Annotated in this window: 14 protein-coding genes; all 14 read left to right on the forward strand. The window is 73.3% G+C overall.

Annotation, left to right across the window (positions count from 1 at the left end; genetic code table 11):
* The first annotated feature begins 82 nt into the window (after nucleotides 1–82).
* The 14 genes from BA062_RS14990 (at nucleotide 83) to BA062_RS15055 (ending at nucleotide 16,190) form a co-directional block, all read left to right on the forward strand.
* Nucleotides 83–1,810 (forward strand): FAD-dependent oxidoreductase, encoded by a 1,728-nt coding sequence (locus BA062_RS14990; RefSeq protein ID WP_110336682.1) that lies wholly within the window; start codon nucleotides 83–85, stop codon nucleotides 1,808–1,810.
* On the forward strand, nucleotides 1,807–2,256 hold the full coding sequence (locus BA062_RS14995) for a VOC family protein (protein ID WP_168213962.1): 450 nt from the start codon (nucleotides 1,807–1,809) through the stop codon (nucleotides 2,254–2,256). Before BA062_RS14990 ends, BA062_RS14995 begins: the two co-directional genes overlap by 4 nt.
* A complete protein-coding gene (locus BA062_RS15000; protein WP_110336686.1) occupies nucleotides 2,253–2,942 on the forward strand; it encodes an SDR family NAD(P)-dependent oxidoreductase in 690 nt (229 codons plus the stop codon). Before BA062_RS14995 ends, BA062_RS15000 begins: the two co-directional genes overlap by 4 nt.
* A 1-nt stretch (nucleotide 2,943) precedes the next feature.
* On the forward strand, nucleotides 2,944–3,828 hold the full coding sequence (locus tag BA062_RS15005; RefSeq protein ID WP_110336688.1) for a LysR family transcriptional regulator: 885 nt from the start codon (nucleotides 2,944–2,946) through the stop codon (nucleotides 3,826–3,828).
* A 72-nt stretch (nucleotides 3,829–3,900) separates the two neighbouring features.
* Nucleotides 3,901–4,176: a YciI family protein gene (locus tag BA062_RS15010; RefSeq protein WP_110336690.1), complete on the forward strand. Its 276-nt coding sequence runs from the start codon at nucleotides 3,901–3,903 to the stop codon at nucleotides 4,174–4,176.
* Nucleotides 4,146–5,162 (forward strand): alcohol dehydrogenase catalytic domain-containing protein, encoded by a 1,017-nt coding sequence (locus BA062_RS15015; protein WP_110336692.1) that lies wholly within the window; start codon nucleotides 4,146–4,148, stop codon nucleotides 5,160–5,162. The genes BA062_RS15010 and BA062_RS15015 overlap by 31 nt, the downstream gene beginning before the upstream one ends.
* 2 nt (nucleotides 5,163–5,164) lie before the next feature.
* Nucleotides 5,165–6,760, forward strand: coding sequence for an FAD-dependent oxidoreductase (locus tag BA062_RS15020; RefSeq protein ID WP_281271641.1), 1,596 nt, complete (start codon nucleotides 5,165–5,167; stop codon nucleotides 6,758–6,760).
* Nucleotides 6,761–6,969: 209 nt separating this feature from the next.
* Nucleotides 6,970–7,971, forward strand: coding sequence for an Lrp/AsnC family transcriptional regulator (locus BA062_RS15025; protein ID WP_110336696.1), 1,002 nt, complete (start codon nucleotides 6,970–6,972; stop codon nucleotides 7,969–7,971).
* Nucleotides 7,968–8,882, forward strand: coding sequence for a polysaccharide deacetylase family protein (locus BA062_RS15030; RefSeq protein WP_110336698.1), 915 nt, complete (start codon nucleotides 7,968–7,970; stop codon nucleotides 8,880–8,882). Before BA062_RS15025 ends, BA062_RS15030 begins: the two co-directional genes overlap by 4 nt.
* Nucleotides 8,879–10,495, forward strand: coding sequence for an ABC transporter substrate-binding protein (locus BA062_RS15035; RefSeq protein ID WP_110336700.1), 1,617 nt, complete (start codon nucleotides 8,879–8,881; stop codon nucleotides 10,493–10,495). The genes BA062_RS15030 and BA062_RS15035 overlap by 4 nt, the downstream gene beginning before the upstream one ends.
* Nucleotides 10,492–11,523 (forward strand): ABC transporter permease, encoded by a 1,032-nt coding sequence (locus BA062_RS15040; protein ID WP_110336702.1) that lies wholly within the window; start codon nucleotides 10,492–10,494, stop codon nucleotides 11,521–11,523. The genes BA062_RS15035 and BA062_RS15040 overlap by 4 nt, the downstream gene beginning before the upstream one ends.
* Nucleotides 11,516–13,237 carry a dipeptide/oligopeptide/nickel ABC transporter permease/ATP-binding protein gene (locus BA062_RS15045; RefSeq protein ID WP_110336704.1) on the forward strand — a complete coding sequence of 574 codons (1,722 nt, stop codon included), beginning with the start codon at nucleotides 11,516–11,518 and terminating at the stop codon, nucleotides 13,235–13,237. Before BA062_RS15040 ends, BA062_RS15045 begins: the two co-directional genes overlap by 8 nt.
* Nucleotides 13,234–14,022, forward strand: a complete 789-nt coding sequence (locus BA062_RS15050) for an ATP-binding cassette domain-containing protein (protein ID WP_110336706.1) — start codon at nucleotides 13,234–13,236, stop codon at nucleotides 14,020–14,022. Before BA062_RS15045 ends, BA062_RS15050 begins: the two co-directional genes overlap by 4 nt.
* Nucleotides 14,019–16,190, forward strand: a complete 2,172-nt coding sequence (locus BA062_RS15055; protein ID WP_110336708.1) for a zinc-dependent metalloprotease — start codon at nucleotides 14,019–14,021, stop codon at nucleotides 16,188–16,190. Before BA062_RS15050 ends, BA062_RS15055 begins: the two co-directional genes overlap by 4 nt.
* The last annotated feature ends 36 nt before the right edge of the window (nucleotides 16,191–16,226 follow it).

Consider the following 16,226-nt stretch of genomic DNA (forward strand, 5'->3'; position numbering starts at 1 on the left):
AATCAATCATTTTAGAGAGAATCTTACATAGTCCTGGTGCGGGCGCTACACAGTCCGTCGGGACGCAGGGAGGAACAGCGTCGTGACCACCCGAACAACCACGGGTTCGTCCCCTCAACGCTACGACGTGGTCGTGGTCGGTGCCGGAGCCGGCGGGCTCGCCACCGCGGTGACGGCCGCCCATCACGGCCTGCGGGTCATGGTCCTCGAACGCGCCGCGGTCTGTGGTGGCGCGACCGCCTGGTCCGGGGGCTGGCTGTGGGCGCCCGGCAACCCGCTGGCCCGCGCCGACGGGGTGCGGGAGGACACCGAGGAGTTCCGCACCTACCTGCGTACGGCGCTCGGCGACGACTACGAAGCGTCCCGGGTGGACGCCTTCCTCGCCGCCGCGCCGGTGATGGTGCGCTTCTTCCACGAGCGGACCGCACTCACCTTCGTCCCCGGGGCGAAGATCTGCGACATCTACGGCGAGCTGCCCGGCGCGGGCACCGGCCACCGCTCGGTGGCCCCCGCCCCCGCCGACCTGCGCGCACTCGGCCCCGACGTCGCCCGGATCCTGCGCCGCCAGCTGTACGAGACGTCCTTCCTCGGCCTGGGCATCATGGCGGGCGACGACCTCGGGCACTTCCTCGCCGCCTCGCGCGGGGACGTCCGCGGGCTCCTGCACGCCGCGCGCCGCGTGACCCGGCACCTGCTCGACCTCGCGACACGGCGCCGGGGCATGCAGCTCGTCAACGGCACCGCACTGGTCGGCAGACTGCTCCGCGCCGCGCTGGATGCCGGCGTCGAGGTCCGGGTCAGCTCGCCCGTCACCGGGCTCCTGCGCACCGGCGGCCGCGTCAGCGGCGTGGTCGCGTCCACTCCGGACGGTCCACTGCGGATCGAAGCGGCCCGGGGCGTGGTGCTCGCCGCCGGCGGCTTCCCGCACGACGAAACCCGCCGGAAGTCGTTGTTCCCACGCGGCGAGCGGCACTGGACGCTGGCCCCGGAGACCGCCGACGGCGCGGGCATCGCGCTCGGCGAGTCCGCGGGCGGGCGGCTGCGGACGGACCTGCGGTCCCCCGCCGCGTGGTGCCCGGTATCGCTGGTTCCCTACCGAAGCGGCCGCACAGGCGTGTTTCCGCACATCATGGACCGGGCCAAGCCCGGCAGCATCGGCGTGCTGCGCGACGGCCGCCGGTTCGTCAACGAGGCAAACGGCTACTACGACTACGTCTCGGCGCTGATCGCCGCCACGCCAAGGGGCGAGCCGGTGCAGGCGTGGCAGATCGCCGACGCCCGGTTCGTGCGCCGCTACCCGCTCGGCATGGCCAAACCCCGCCCCGTGCCGCTCTTCCCCTACCTGCGCAGCGGCTATCTGCGGCGCGGCCGCACGATCGAGGAGCTGGCCCGCGCGTGTGGCATCGATCCCGCCGGGCTAGCCGCCACCGTGCGCGAGTTCAACGCCGCCGCCCGCCGCGGTGAGGACCCCGCGTTCGGCCGTGGCTCGACGCCCTTCAACCGCTACGGCGGCGACCGCGAGGTGACGCCGAACCCGTCGCTGGCCCCGCTGGAAAAGGGACCGTTCTACGCCGTGCGCATCGTGCCGGGCAGCTTCGGCACGTTCGCCGGGCTGGCGACCGACGAGTCCGCTCGCGTGCTCGACGACCACGACACGCCTGTCCCCGGCCTGTACGCCGTGGGCTGCGACCAGGCGAACGTGCTCGGCGGCCACTACCCGGCCGGCGGGATCAACATCGGTCCCGCGATGACGTTCGGCTGGCTCGCCGCCCGCGACCTTGCCGGCGTCGGGGCGGAGGTGGCCGCGTGAGCGCGCTGGGACGGATCGACCAGGTCGGCATCGTGGTGCGCGACCTCGACGCCTCCGAAGCGGGAATGCGCCGTGTCCTCGGACTGGAACCGCACACCCGCACGGAGAACACCTACCGTCGCACCACCTACCGCGGCCGCGAGATCGACGCGACGGTGGGGGTGCTGCTCTACGACGTGCGCGGCCTCGAACTGGAGTTCCTCGCGCCACGGACCTCCGGCAACGTCTGGCAGGATTTCCTCGACGAGCGCGGCGAGGGGCTGCACCACATCCGGTTCGCGGTCGACAGCCACGCCGCGGCGCGCGACGACCTGCACTCGCGCGGCGTCGAGACCTACCAGGAGGGCGAGTCGATGCGCGGGGGCGGGGTTCGCTACGCCTACTACGACTCGGTGCCGTTCCTCGGTTTTCTCCTCGAGACGCTCAACCCGGGAGGTGCCCCGTGAGCTACCCCGACGGTGTGCTCGCCCTCGTCACCGGCGGTGCGAGCGGGATCGGTGCGGCCACCGCGGCCCGGCTGCGCGCCGACGGCGTCCGCGTCGTCACCGCCGACCTCGCCCCCGGCGCGGACGAGAAGCTCGACGTCACGGACCCCGACGCCACCGAGGCACTTGTGGCGGAACTGGGTCCGGTCGGCATTCTCGTGCACAGCGCGGGGATCGTCGGCCCCGCGCAGCCGCTCACCGAACTCGGGCTGGACGAGTGGCGGAAGGCCTTCCGCGTCAACGTCGACGGCACGTTCCTGATGTGCCGGGCGGTGGTGCCGGGCATGGTGCGCAACGGCTGGGGCCGCATCGTCACACTGGCCAGCATCGCGGCCAAGGACGGCAATCCCGCGCAGAGCGCGTACTCGGCGTCGAAGGCCGCGGTCGTCGCGCTCACCAAGTCGCTGGGCAAGGAACTGGCCACGACCGGCGTGCTCGTCAACGCCGTCGCCCCGGCCGCCGTCTCGACGCCGATGAACGCGGACACCGACCCGGCCGTGCTGGCCCGCTCCCAGGCATTGACCCCCATGGGACGGTTCGGCACGCCGGAGGAGATCGCCGAGCTGGTCGCGTGGCTCTGCTCGGAGCGGGTGAGCTTCTCCACCGGCGCGGTCTACGACGCCAGCGGCGGCCGGGCGAGCTACTGACATGGAGATGCGGTGGATCGAGGCCTTCCTCGCGGTCGCGGAGGAACTCCACTTCGGACGCGCGGCGGAGCGGCTGCACATGGCGCAGTCGCCGCTGTCCCAGACGATCAAGAAGCTGGAGAAGCACGTCGGCAGCCCCCTGTTCGACCGCAACACGCGCACGGTGACGCTGACGTCCGCGGGGCACGCGTTCCTGCCGCACGCCCGGCGGATCGTCAGCGAGACGGATCTGGCGTTGCGGGCCGCCAGCGCCGGGCCCGGCGACGTCTATGGCCGCGTACGGCTTGGGTTCTCCGGGGCGCTCAACCACCTCACCCTGCCGCCCCTGACCCGCACGCTGCGCACGCGCCACCCGAACATCGCGCTGCAGCTGGTGGACCGGGTCACCACGGAGGACGCCGTCGGGCTGATCGAGCACGGAACCCTCGACGTGGCGTTCGTCGGCCTGCCCGCACCGGGAACGCTGCCGACGCGCGTGGTCACCGTGGAGGAGCTCGGCGCCGCCGTGCCGTCCGGCCACCCGTTGGCGACGAGGGACCAGGTGGCGCTGTCCGATCTGGCCGGTGAGGACTGGGTGCTCATGCCGGGCCAGTCCGCGCTGCGGGCGGTGATCCTCACGGCGTGCCACGCCGAGGGGTTCCGGCCCAGGGTCGCCCAGGAGGTCAAGGACCCCTACGTGGTGCTGTCCCTCGTCGCGGGCGGCCTCGGCGTCTCGCTGGCGCCGACCTGCATCCAGCCGATCATGCCCGCCGGGGCCGTGTGGGTGCCGCTCACCGGACCCGCGCCCCGGCTGCGCAGCGCGCTGCTCTGGCATCCGGAGCGGCTCACCGACGCCGTGCGCACGCTGCTCGATGTCGCGGTAGAGGTCCTGCCCACACCCGAATAAAGTGCGATCGGCACACAATGCGTGCCGAACCATGTATTGGACTCACACAGTCGCACGGCGCAGGCTGAGCGCATGGCTACCTTCGCAGTGAACTACACGTACGGCGCCGGCACCGAGTCCGCACGCGACCGCTGTCGCCCGGAACACAAGGACTTCCTCGCCGGCCTGCACGACACCGGCCGCCTGCGGGTGTCCGGCCCGGTCGACGGCGGGGCGTTGCTGATCCTGGAAGGCGAGTCCGCTGACGAGGTCGCCTCCGTCCTCGACGGGGATCCCTTCCGGCGCGAGGGCCTGATCGCCGAGCGCACCGTTCGCGAGTGGACGATCTTCTTCGGCGGCCTCAAGTGAAGGTCGCCCGCACGCTCGCGCGCGAGCGCATCGAGATCGAGGAGGTTCCCGAGCCACGGCCGGGTCCAGGCGAGGCGCTCGTGCGCGTGCACACCGTCACCCTGTGCGGCACCGACCTGCACATCTGGGAGGACGACTACGCCACCGAGCTGCCGATCGTGCAGGGCCACGAGATCGCCGGCCTCGTCGAGTCGGCACCCGCCGGCTCGGGTTTCGGGCCCGGTGACCGTGTGGCCGTGTCGCCGATGCGCTGGTGCGGCACCTGCTACGCGTGCGCGCTCGGCCGGGTCAACGCCTGCCGGAGCTCGTCGTGCCTCGGCTGCTACGAGGACGGCGGGCTCGCCGAGCTGATCGCCGTGCCCGTGACCGACCTGCACCGCGTCCCCGACGGGATGCCGACCGGGCTGGCCGCGCTCGCCGAGCCCGCGAGTATCGCCATGCAGGCGGTGCTGCGCGGGCGCCCCGAGAAAGGCGAGTGCGCGCTGGTGCTCGGCTGCGGTCCGATCGGACTGCTCGCCACCCTGCATCTGACGTCGCTGGGCGTCGACGTCGTCGCCGCCGACACGGCGGCGGACCGCAGCGCCTTCGCCCGGCGCTTCGGCGCCGTCGAGACCGTCGTGCCCGGTGCGGGGCCGGTGCCGGCGGAACCGTCACTGGTGATCGAGGCGACCGGCTCCCCCACCGCGTTCACCACCGCCGTCGAGACGGTCACCACCGCGGGCCGCGTGGTCCTCGTCGGGATCTCCGATCGACCGGTCACGCTGCCGATGCGCACCCTGCCCGTCAAGGACCTCGACCTGCTCGGCAGCCGCAACAGCGTGCGCCGCATGGGCGAGGCGCTGGAGCTGCTGGACGCGCACCCCGAGGCCGCGGCCGCGCTGGTGACCCACCGCGTGCCGTTCGCCGACATCGGTGATGCGTTCCCGTTGCTGCGCTCTCGCGACCGCCTGGTGGGCAAGGTCGCGGTGGAGGTGCTGACCACTTGAGTGTGCTCACCCCCACCCTGTGCGATTCCTACGACGTGGTGGTGGTCGGCAGTGGGGCCGCGGGCCTGACGGCCGCGATCGCCGCCGCGACCGCCGGACTGTCCACTGTGGTCCTGGAAAAGGCCGACCGGCTCGGCGGCACCTCCGCCGTCGGCGGCGGGGTCATCTGGGCACCCGGCAACCACCTCATGACCGAGGCGGGGTTCACCGACTCGGCCGACGACGCCCGCGCCTACCTCGACGCCGGCAGCGGCGGCCGGATGACCGCCGACGAGATCGACCGCTACGTCACCACCGCGCCGCACGCGATCCGCTTCCTGACCGGAGCGGGTGTGCGGATGCGCGCGCTGGCCCGTCCCGACTACCACCCCGAGTGGGCAGGCGCGGCCGAGGGCCGGGGACTGGACCAGGAGCCGTTCGACCCACGCCCTTGGCCCGGGCTGGCGGAGCTGTTGCGGCCGCCGACGTACTTCCCGCTGATCACCATGGCCGAGCGGGACGCCCTCGCCGGGTCGCCCATCGATCCGGACCTGCTCGCCCGCCGCGCCGAGGACGGCGTGCGCACCATGGGCGGAGCACTCGTCGGCAGGCTGCTCGTCGCCGCACTCGACCGCGGCGCCGACATCGTCGCCGCTACGCCCGTGACCGGGCTGGAGCGCGACGGCACGGGATGGACCGTCACCGCGGGCCGTTCGATCCGGGCGGGCTCGGTGGTCCTCGCGTCCGGTGGGTTCGAGTGGAATCCCGCGCTGCGCAGGGCTTTCCTGCCCTACCCGGTGACGCCCATCAGCGCGCCGAGCAACACCGGGGACGGGCTGGTGCTCGGACTGCGCGCGGGCGCGGCCGTGGACGAGATGACGGCGGTGTGGGGTGTGCCGGTGCTGGCCCCGCCCACGGCGCGTTACGACGGCTCGCCCTCCGGCCGCATGGGCAACGTCGAGCTGACCCTGCCCGGATCGGTCACCGTCAACGCCGCCGGACGCCGGTTCGTCAACGAGGCGACCAACTACCATGACCTGAACCGGGCGTTCGGCGCGATCGACCCGGCGACGGGCCGGGCGGCCAACGCCCCCGCGTTCCTCGTGTTCGACCGCACCTATCTCGACCGCTACCCGGTCGCCGGCTCGACGCCCGGTGCCCCCGAGCCGTGGATGATCCGGGCCGGCAGCGTCACCGGGCTCGCGCACGCCACGGGCATCGACGCCGCCGGGCTCGCGGACACTCTGCGGACCTTCAACGAGCACGCCCGGCGGGGCGAGGATCCCGCGTTCGGCCGCGGCGCGAGCCCGCAGGACCGGCACCTCGGCGATCCGGCCGTCATGCCCAACCCCTGCCTCGCACCCGTGGAACGCGCACCGTTCTTCGCGGTCCCGGTCCACGCGGGGGTGCTCGGCACGGCAGGCGGCCTGGCCACCGACGCCGACGGCCGCGTGCTCGACCACGACGCCCTGCCCATCCCGGGCCTGTACGCGGCGGGCAACTGCGCCGCGACGCTGTTCCGGGACATGTACCCGGGCGGAGGGGCGACGCTCGGCTCGGCCGTCGTCCGCGCCTACCGCGCGGGCAGGCACCTCGCCGCCCGCGGGCGGCCACGCTAGACACGGTTCCCCGCGGAGTGCACGGCACGGCGTCGATGCCGGGCACCCGCGGGCCCGCCCCGTGGGCCCGTCGACCTGCTCACCACGTGACCGCGGCGGAGCCTTCCTCGCTCGGGCACGGGACGTCGTCGGGATCTTGAACGTTAAATGGCTGTATCGGCCACATTTCCCTATTGACTTGAGCGGAACCACCACCGCAAAGTTCCCTCATGGGAGAACTCGTCAGGCTCGACGACGTGGACCGGCGGATCGTCGCCGCGTTGCAGCTCAACGGGCGGGCGTCCTGGAAGAAAATCGCCCAGGCCATCGGCGCCACGGAGTCGACGGTCGCGCGCCGGGGGCAGCAGCTCATCGAGTCGCGGATCGTCGGCGTCACGGGCGTGCTCGACCACCTCCGTTGCGGGCTCGGCATCTCCCTGATCGTGCGGATGCGGTGCAGGCCCGGCCGCGCCAACGCCGTGGCCGACGCGCTCGCCGACCTGCCCGTCGCGCGGTTCGTCACCGTCGTCTCCGGCAGCGCCGACGTGGCGGCGGAGGTGGTGGTCCAGCGCCACCAGGACGTCGCCAGTGTGCTGGTCGAGGACCTGCCCCGGCCCGACGACATCGTCGAGTCCGAGTCGATGGTGGTGGTGCGCAAGTTCTCGAACTTCGAGGAGTGGGACCCCGGGCTGCTCGGCCCCGAGGCCGCGGCGCTGCTGCGGCATCCCGCTCCGTTCGCAGGCCCGCAGGGCTGGCACGAGCCGGAACACCTCACCGAGCAGGAGTTCGCGATCGCCGGGGTGCTCGCCGAGGACGGCAGGGCCACCTACGCGCAGCTCGCCGCCGCGGTCGGGGCCAGCGAGTCCACCGCGGCGCGGCGCGTCGAATCACTCATCAGCCGCGGCTGCCTGCGCTTCCGGACCCTCTTCGAGACGCCGGTGCTGGGACTGGACGTGAACTTCATGCAATGGCTGGCCGTGGAACCCGCCGAACTGGAGAACGTCGGCACGCGGCTGGCGAAGGAACCGTCCACCCGGTACGTCAGCGCGACGACGGGCCGGTTCAACCTGTGCCTGCACGGCGCCCTGCCCGGCTACGGCGACCTCTACGACTACCTCACGAAGGTCATCGGCGGGCTGCCCGGCGTGCACGCCGCCGACATGACCCTGCAGGCGCGCACGCTCAAACGCGCCTGGGTGCGGCTCGACGACGACGGCAGGCGCGCGCCGTGAGCGAGGACTCGCCGCCCTGGCGATGGCCGGAAGCGACCTGGCGCGGTCACGTCGAGCGCGTCCGCGCCGGGCGGCGCCTGACGCCGTCCCGCTGGCCCGGCGGCGCGCGGGTCGCGGTCGCGCTCTCCTTCGACGCCGACCACGAGACGATCCCGTTGCGCGACGGGGACACCAGCCCCGGCAGGCTCGCACAGGGAGAGTACGGCGCCAGGGCCGCGATGCCGCGCATTCTCCGGCTGCTCGCCGAGTACGACGTGCCGGCCAGCTTCTTCGTGCCCGCCGTGTCGGCTCTGCTGCATCCCCGTTCCGTCGAGGAATGCGTCGCGGCCGGGCACGAGATCGCCGTGCACGGCTGGATCCACGAGCGCAACACGCTCCTGTCCCCTGCCGACGAGCTGGCCCTCACCAGCCACGCACTCGACACCCTGGAAGGGCTGTGCGGATCCCGGCCGGCCGGGATCCGCACGCCCAGCTGGGACTTCTCCGAGTCCACACTGGACGTCATCCGCGAGCTCGGATTCCGCTACGACTCGTCGCTGATGGCCGACGACGAGCCCTACGAACTGCTCGCCGACGGCGTTCCCACCGGTGTGGTGGAGCTGCCGGTCGAGTGGATCCGCGACGACATGCCGTACCTGGGAATGGAGCGCCACGCCGCGTTGCGCCCGTACACGCCGCCGCGCGCGCTGCTCGAGATCTGGCGCGACGAGTTCGACGCCGCGCGGGCCGAGGGCGGCCTGTTCCAGCTCACCCTGCACCCGCACGTCATCGGGCACCGCTCGCGGCTGGTGGTGCTGCGCGAGCTGCTGCGGCACATCCGCGGCTGTTCCGATGTCTGGTTCGCCACCCACGCGGCCGTCGCCGACGCCGCACTCGCGGCCATCGCGCCGCAGAAGGAGGTCTCCCCGTGACCCGACCCTCCTCCCCGCCCCCTCCCCCGGCCCGGCATCCGGTGCGCCGGCGCACCGGGCTGCTCGCGATGGTCACGGCCACGGCCTGCGCGGGCGCGCTCGCGGCGTGCGCGACCTCGACAGCGGGCCCCGCCGAGACCGGCACCGTGCGCACGGTCCTCAACAGCGACCCGTCGAGCTTCGATCCCACACAGGCACAGGGACAGCAGACGTTCCAGGTGGCGAGCCTGCTCTACGACACGCTCCTGCGCCGCGACGAGGGATCGACGCTCACCGGCGGGCTCGCGACGGACTGGGCCACGGAGTCGGCATCGGAGTTCACGTTCACGATCCGGCGGGACGCGAGCTGCTCCGACGGCACCCCGATCACGGCGTCGGTGGTCGCGGACTCACTGCGCAGGCTCGCCGACCCGGCCACGGAGTCGACGTGGAAGAACCTCGTCTTCGGGCTCGGCGAGGTGAACGTCACCGCCGACGACCGCGCCTCGACGGTGCGGGTCTCGCTGGCGGAGCCGTTCACCACGCTCCCGCAGGGGCTCGCGATCCCGCAGTCCGGCATCGTGTGCCCTGCCGGGCTGGCCGATCCCGAAGGGCTGGAGGCGGGCACCGTGCCGGGCGCGTTCTCCGGGCCGTACACCGTGCGGGAGGCCCAGCAGGGGCTGAGCTACACACTCGCGCTGCGCGAGGACTACCAGGCGTGGCCGGACTTCTCCACCCCGTTGAAGGGTGAGCCGCCGCGCCGGATCGAGATCGGCATCTCCACCGATCAGTCCACAGTGGCCAACCAGATCCTGGCCGGTGACCTGGATCTGGGCCAGTTCGCCGATCCGGACGCGGTCAAGCGGTTCACCGCGCAACCCGACCTGCACCAGTACCTCGTGACCAACTCCACCGCCTACGTGGTGTTCAACCAGCGCAAGGGCAGGCCGTTCGCGGACAGACCGGACCTGCGGCGCGCGGTGGCGATGGCGGTGGACCAGAAGGCGTTCAACGCCATCTTCACCAAGAGCACCGCGGAGGTGCTGACGTCGGTGTCCCCGGCCAGTTTCCGTTGCGTCAACACCGATCGCTCGCTGCTGCCGCCCCACGATCCCGAGGCCGCGGCGAAGGCACTGTCCGGCGTCACCGGAGTGCGGCTGATCGGCAACACCGCCAACCGCCAGTTCAGCGGCGGCGCCGACTACCTCTACGAGGTGCTCACCGACGCCGGTGCGGAGGTCACCATGAGCAAAGTGGACAATGCCACGTTCTGGAGCACGATCGCCGAGGGCGGCTCCGACTGGGACGTCGTGTTCCTCGGCGACCTCAACTCGGTGGGCGCGATCAGCGCGTCGCTGGACCGCGTGATCGGCCCCAGCGTGGAGGACGGCGGGCGCAACTACAGCGCCTCGGACAACCCCGAGGGCGAGGCCGCGCTCGCCGAGGGGCTCGCGACCACCGACCCCGAGGCGCAGTGCGCGGCGTTCCAGCGAGCGCAGCGCACGCTGTTCGAACGGTCCGACATCGTGCCGCTGGCGGGCAGTCCCCTGACCTACGTCACCGGGCCGGACCTCACCATCTCGGTGTTCGACGACTACGTCGACCTGGCGACTATGCGCGTGGGGGCGAAATGACGGCCACGACCGGACAGCAGACGGGACGGACAACGGAACCGGACCGGCCCCGCGCGCGCAGGGCCCGCGGCGGGTCGTCGTGGACGTCGTTCGCGCTGCGCCGCCTGGGCGGGCTGGTCGGCGTGGTCGTGGTGGCCGTGGTGGTGACGTTCGTGATCGTCCCGCTGATCCCCGGCGACCCCGCGGTGAGCGCGGCGGGACCGGACGCCACGGTGGACCAGATCGCGCGGGTGCGCGCCGAGCTCGGGCTCGACCGGCCCATGCTGGAACGCTTCCTCGACTACGTGGGCGGGCTCCTGCAGGGCGACCTCGGGCACTCGTTCTCCCTCAACGCACCGGTGTCCGAGGTGGTGCTGCGGCGGCTGCCCTTCACCGCGGGCCTCGCCTTCCTCGCACTGCTGGTGGTGCTCGCCGTGGCGGTGCCGCTGGGCATGGCGGTCGGCGCGCTCACCCGCGGCGGCAGGCGACGCAGGCTCGACTCCGCGTTCGGCTACACCACGGCGTTCGTCGCGGCGATCCCGCCGTACGTGATGGCGACGCTGCTGGTGCTGCTGTTCGCGGTGACGTTGCAGGTGCTGCCCCCGGCGTACACGCGCTCGCAGCCGGGCCTGTCCATGCTGCTGCCCGCGCTCGCGCTGAGCATCCCGTCGATCTGCCTGATCGCGAGGGTGGTGCGCCGGGAGACGGCCGTGGTGCTCGAACAGGACTACCTGCGCACGGCCCGCGGCTGGCGGCTCGGCACGCTGCGCACGGCCGCGCGCTACGCACTGCCGAACCTGCTCACGAGCACGCTGACGCTGAGCGGCATCATCCTCGTCGGCATGCTGGGCGGCGCGATCAGTGTCGAGACCGTCTTCGGCTGGCCGGGGCTCGGGCTCGGCGTGGTCAACGCCGTCGCCACCAAGGACTACCCGCTGGTGCAGGGCATCGTGCTCGTGCTCGCCGTGCTCTCCGCACTGATGACCATGCTCGTCGACGTCCTGCTCGGGATCGTCGACCCGCGCGTCCGAGGAGGTCAGCATGGCTGAGCCCGTCACCGCCACCGTCCCCGCGGCCCCGGTCGCCAGGCCGGGACGCCTGCGCTGGAACGGCGCCCTGATCGCCGGAACCCTGCTGCTCGTGGTGACGGGCGTGGTGGTCACCATCGCGTCGCTGACCATGCTGGAATCAGCGGAGGGGCTCAGCCCGGACGTCGCCCAGCCCGCGTCCGCCGCGCACTGGCTCGGCACCGACGACTTCGGCAGGGACCTGCTCGCCAGGGCGCTCGTCGGGGCGCAGGCGAGCCTGCTGATGGCACTCGCCGCCACCGCGATCTCGATGACGGCCGGGGTGCTGATCGGCACCGCGATCTGGACGGCACCACGCCGGATCCGCGAGTTCGCGCTGCGGATCGTGGAGATCACGGTGTCCTATCCGGAGCTGCTGGTGGCCGTGGTGCTCGCCGCGATCCTCGGCGCGGGCCGCTGGCAGCTGGTGTTGGCCGTGGCGCTGGCGAACATCCCCGCGACCGCGCGGCTGGCGGCGAACCTCAGCGGCGCCATCCACCAGCGGGACTTCGTCACCACCGCCCGGCTCACCGGTGTGCCGCGCCGCGCGCTCATCGGCAGGCACCTGCTGCCGAACATGGCCGAGCCGCTGCTGATCCAGCTCGCGGCGAGCTTCTCCACCGGGCTCGTGGCGATGTCGGCGCTGTCGTTCGTCGGCCTCGGCGTGCAGACACCGGACTACGACCTCGGCAGGCTGCTGGCCGACGCGCTGCCCGCGATCTACTCGCGGCCGCTGGAGGTGGTGGGCCCGACGCTGCTCATCCTGCTGCTGTCGATCGGCGCGATGCTCGTCGGCGACGGGCTCGCGGCGGCGGCCGACCCGCGCGTGACCCGGCGGGCCCCGAGCACACCGCGGCCACCCGTGACGACGCGGCCCGCCCGGGAGCAGGACTCCTCCGCGTCGCCGGCGACCGTCGAGGTCCGCGACCTCGTGGTGCGCCGCGCGGACGGAACGCCGCTCGTGCACGGGGTGTCGTTCGACATCGGCCGTGGCGAGATCCTCGGCGTGGTCGGCGAGTCGGGCAGCGGCAAGTCCCTCACGGCGCTGTCGCTGTCGCGGCTGCTGCCGGAGGGGCTCACCGCGGAGGCGTCGCGGCTGCGCATCGCGGGCACCGACCTGCTCGGCAGGCCCACACGCCGCGAGCTCGCCGACGCGGTCGCGATGATCTACCAGGACCCCGGCACGACGTTCAACCCCGCGCTGCGCATGGGCAGCCAGCTCACCGAGGTGCTGCGGGTGCACCGGGGCAAGTCGCCGCGCGAGGCCCGCGAGATCATCACCGGGCTGCTCGAGGACGTGCACATCGTGGATCCGCCGAGGCTGCTGCGGTCCCATCCGTACGAGCTCTCGGGCGGCATGCGCCAGCGAGCCATGATCGCCGCCGCGCTGGCCGCGCGGCCGTCGCTGCTCATCGCCGACGAGCCCACCACGGCGCTCGACGTCACGGTGGCGGCGGGAATTCTGCGGGAGCTGGCGAGGATCCGGGACGAGACCGACACCGCCACCCTGTTCATCTCCCACGACCTCGGGGTCGTCGAGGAGCTCTGCGACCGGGTGCTGGTCATGAAGGACGGAGTGATCGTGGAAGAACTGTCCCGCGAGCAGCTGCGCTCCGGCGAGGTCACCGAGCCGTACACGCGGATGCTGCTGGAGTCGGTGCCCCGCCTCTCCGCGACGCCGGGGGTGGGCGCATGACCGCCGAGGGCCTGGCCGTCGAGGACCTGACCGTGCGGTTCGGCCGGGGCGCGAGGGCGACCACCGCGCTCGACGGCGTGAGCGTGACCGTGCCGGCCGGGCACACGGTGGGGCTGGTCGGCGAGTCCGGCTCGGGGAAGTCGACGCTCGCGAAGGCGATCCTCGGCATCGTGCCTGCCGAATCGGGCCGGGTGCTGCTCGACGGCACCGACGTGAGCGGACTCGGCAGGCACGAGCGGCGCGCGTTCCTGCGCCGGGTGCAGCTGATCCCGCAGGACCCGTACTCGTCGCTCAACCCGCGCCGCACCATCGCGCAGACCCTTGCCGAGGCGCTCGACCCGGCATGGGCGCGGGTCCGCGGTCACACCGACGCGATCACCTCGGCGCTGGAGGAGGTCGCGCTGCCCGCCGATGCCGCGCAGCGTTACCCGCACGAGTTCTCCGGCGGTCAGCGCCAGCGCATCGCGATCGCCCGCGCGCTCATCACCAGGCCGGAGGTGGTGATCGCCGACGAGATCACCTCCGCACTCGACGTGTCGGTGCAGGCCGAGGTGCTGCGCCTGCTCGCGCGGCTGCGCCGCGAGTTGGACCTCACCATGCTGTTCATCTCCCACAACCTGGCCGTGGTGGAGCAGGTGAGCGACGAGGTGGTGGTGCTGCGGCACGGGCACGTGGTGGAGGCGGGCACCGCCGGCGACGTGTTCACCGCCCCGGCCTCCGGCTACACCCGCGCGCTGCTGGCGGCCGTGCCGGGACGACGTGAGGAAGGTGCCCCGCTCACGTGAGTTCCGACTGGAGTTTCGCCGCGCAGCCGCGGTTCCTCGTGCACGCCACGATCACCGGGGGCCTCGGCCTGTCGGCCACCGGCCTGGACCGCGGCGAGATCGGGCCGTCGCTGCTGTGCCGGGCCGACGCCCACCCCGGCGGCGGCGCGGTGACCGTCACGGCGTGCAACACGGCGTTCGGGTACTCCGGCGAGACACCGGCCGAGCAGGCCGCGGCGGCGCGCTCGTTCGCGGAGTCCGCGCTGGCGCGCTGCCCGGTCACCGAGGCGGGGCGGTTCGATCCCGCGCCGCTGGGGCTGACGGACCTGGTGGGCGCCGCGCAGCGCCTCACCGACGCCGCGGGCGGGCCGTTCGTGCTCGACCACGAACTGAGCCGGGTCGAGCGCGTCACGGCGTACGGCGAGGTGCTGGCGGTCGAGTCGGTGCTGACGTTCCGCGAGGAGCGCCCGCGTCCGCGGCACCGGCCGGTGACCGCGCACTCGCCGCGCGCGCTGGGGTTGCCGCGTGCGCCCGGCTCGCACCCGGCGCCGGGCTCGGCCGTCAGCGTGCGGCAGCAGGTGGCGCTGCGGCCGTTGCCGGAGCCGGGCTACGTCCCGGTGCGGCTGGACCCGACCGTCGGGGCGACGTCGAGCGTCGCGGTGCACCGGTTCGACGAGATCGCCGACCGCGACGCGGAAACCCCGCTGGCGACCCGGTTCCGTCCGGGCGAGCCGATCGTGTTCCACCTCGACCCGGCGATGCCGCCCGCGGTGCGCGACGCGGTGCTGGAGGGCGGCGGCTGGTGGCGGGAGGCGTTCGCCGAGGCGGGGCTGCCCGGCCGCTACCGCGTGGAGCCGCTGCCCGACGGTGCCGAGCTGACCGATCCCCGGCTCAACGTCGTGCTGTGGGTGCACCGGGCCGACCGCGGCTGGTCGACGGGCATGACCCAGCTCGACCCGCGCACCGGGGAGATCCTGCGCGCGGTGGTGCGGCTGGGCTCGCAGCGGATCGAGCAGCTGCGCGCGCTGACCGAGAGCGTGCTGGCGCCGTACGACGACGAGCGGGGCGGCGCCGTCGTGGCCGGGGTGGTGGCGTCGCGGCTGCGGCAGCTCGCCGCACACGAGATCGGCCACGGGCTCGGGTTCGCCCACAACTTCGCCTCACACGGCCATTCCCGGCCGTCCGTCATGGACTATCCGGGCCCGGTGTTCACGCTCGACGGCGATCGCCCCGTCGCCCCGGCGCCGTACGCGACCGGCCCGGGCCCGTGGGACCACCGGCAGGTGCTCGCGCTCTACGGCGACGGCGCGGTGTCACCGGAGCCCGCCCTGCGGTACGTGACCGACGCCGACGCCCGCACCGACGACGCCGCCGACGCCTGCGGCGCGACGTGGATCGCCGCAGGGGACCCGCTCGCCGGGTTCGACGGTCTCCTCCAGGTGCGCGCGGCGGCGCTGCGCCGGTTCGGCCCCGCCGTCGTGCCGCCCGGCAGCGACCCCAACGAGATCGAGCGCCGGTTCCTGCTGCTGTACCTGCTGCACCGGCACCAGGCCACGGCCGTGGCCAAGCTCGTCGGGGGCATCGAGCGGCACTACGCCGTCACCGGCGGCGCGGCCTTCACCGGTGCGGCCACGCCGGTGCCCGAGGACACCCAGCTGGCCGCGCTCGGCCGGCTCGCCTCCGTGCTGACACCGGAGTTCCTGGCGATCCCCGCGCACGCCCGCCCGCTGCTCGTCGGCCCCGCGGGCGGGCGGCCGCGCAGGGAAGGCCAGTTCGACCACCGCACGGCGGGCGCGTTCGACGCCGCGGCCGCGATCGCGGCGGGCACCGACATCGTGGCAGGCCCCCTGCTCGCGCCCGCCAGGCTCAACCGCGTCGCCGAGGGTGCCGGACTCGCGCCGCTGCTGGCCGTGACCGTGGGCCGGGCGCTGGAGCTGCTGACCGCGGCCGAGCGCGACCCGTGCACCGAGACGATCGGCTGGACGCTGCTGCGCCGCTTCGAGCACACCGTGGCGGCGAAGCAGCTGCACCAGCACACCAGGGTCGCCGCGATCGAGGCGGTGACCGACGGACCGTGGCTGCGCGAGGCGGGCCGGGCCGCCGTCCGGTCCCGCTGGGCCGCCATCGAACGGTGTGCGTACGAGCATCCGGCCGAACTGCCCGACCCGCCGCTCGGCACACCGATCTGACGAGCTGACACAGCAAGTACGAACGAGGAACGAGGA

Origin of the sequence: Prauserella flavalba (assembly GCF_003202235.1) — a bacterium.
GTDB classification, from domain to species: Bacteria; Actinomycetota; Actinomycetes; order Mycobacteriales; family Pseudonocardiaceae; genus Prauserella_A; species Prauserella_A flavalba.

Coding starts and splice junctions, on each gene's coding strand:
- BA062_RS15005 (WP_110336688.1), top strand. CDS start 2,944: ATGGAGATGCGGTGGATCGAGGCCTTCCTCGCGGTCGCGGAGGAACTC.
- BA062_RS15010 (WP_110336690.1), top strand. CDS start 3,901: ATGGCTACCTTCGCAGTGAACTACACGTACGGCGCCGGCACCGAGTCC.
- BA062_RS15025 (WP_110336696.1), top strand. CDS start 6,970: ATGGGAGAACTCGTCAGGCTCGACGACGTGGACCGGCGGATCGTCGCC.
- BA062_RS15040 (WP_110336702.1), top strand. CDS start 10,492: ATGACGGCCACGACCGGACAGCAGACGGGACGGACAACGGAACCGGAC.
- BA062_RS15045 (WP_110336704.1), top strand. CDS start 11,516: ATGGCTGAGCCCGTCACCGCCACCGTCCCCGCGGCCCCGGTCGCCAGG.
- BA062_RS15050 (WP_110336706.1), top strand. CDS start 13,234: ATGACCGCCGAGGGCCTGGCCGTCGAGGACCTGACCGTGCGGTTCGGC.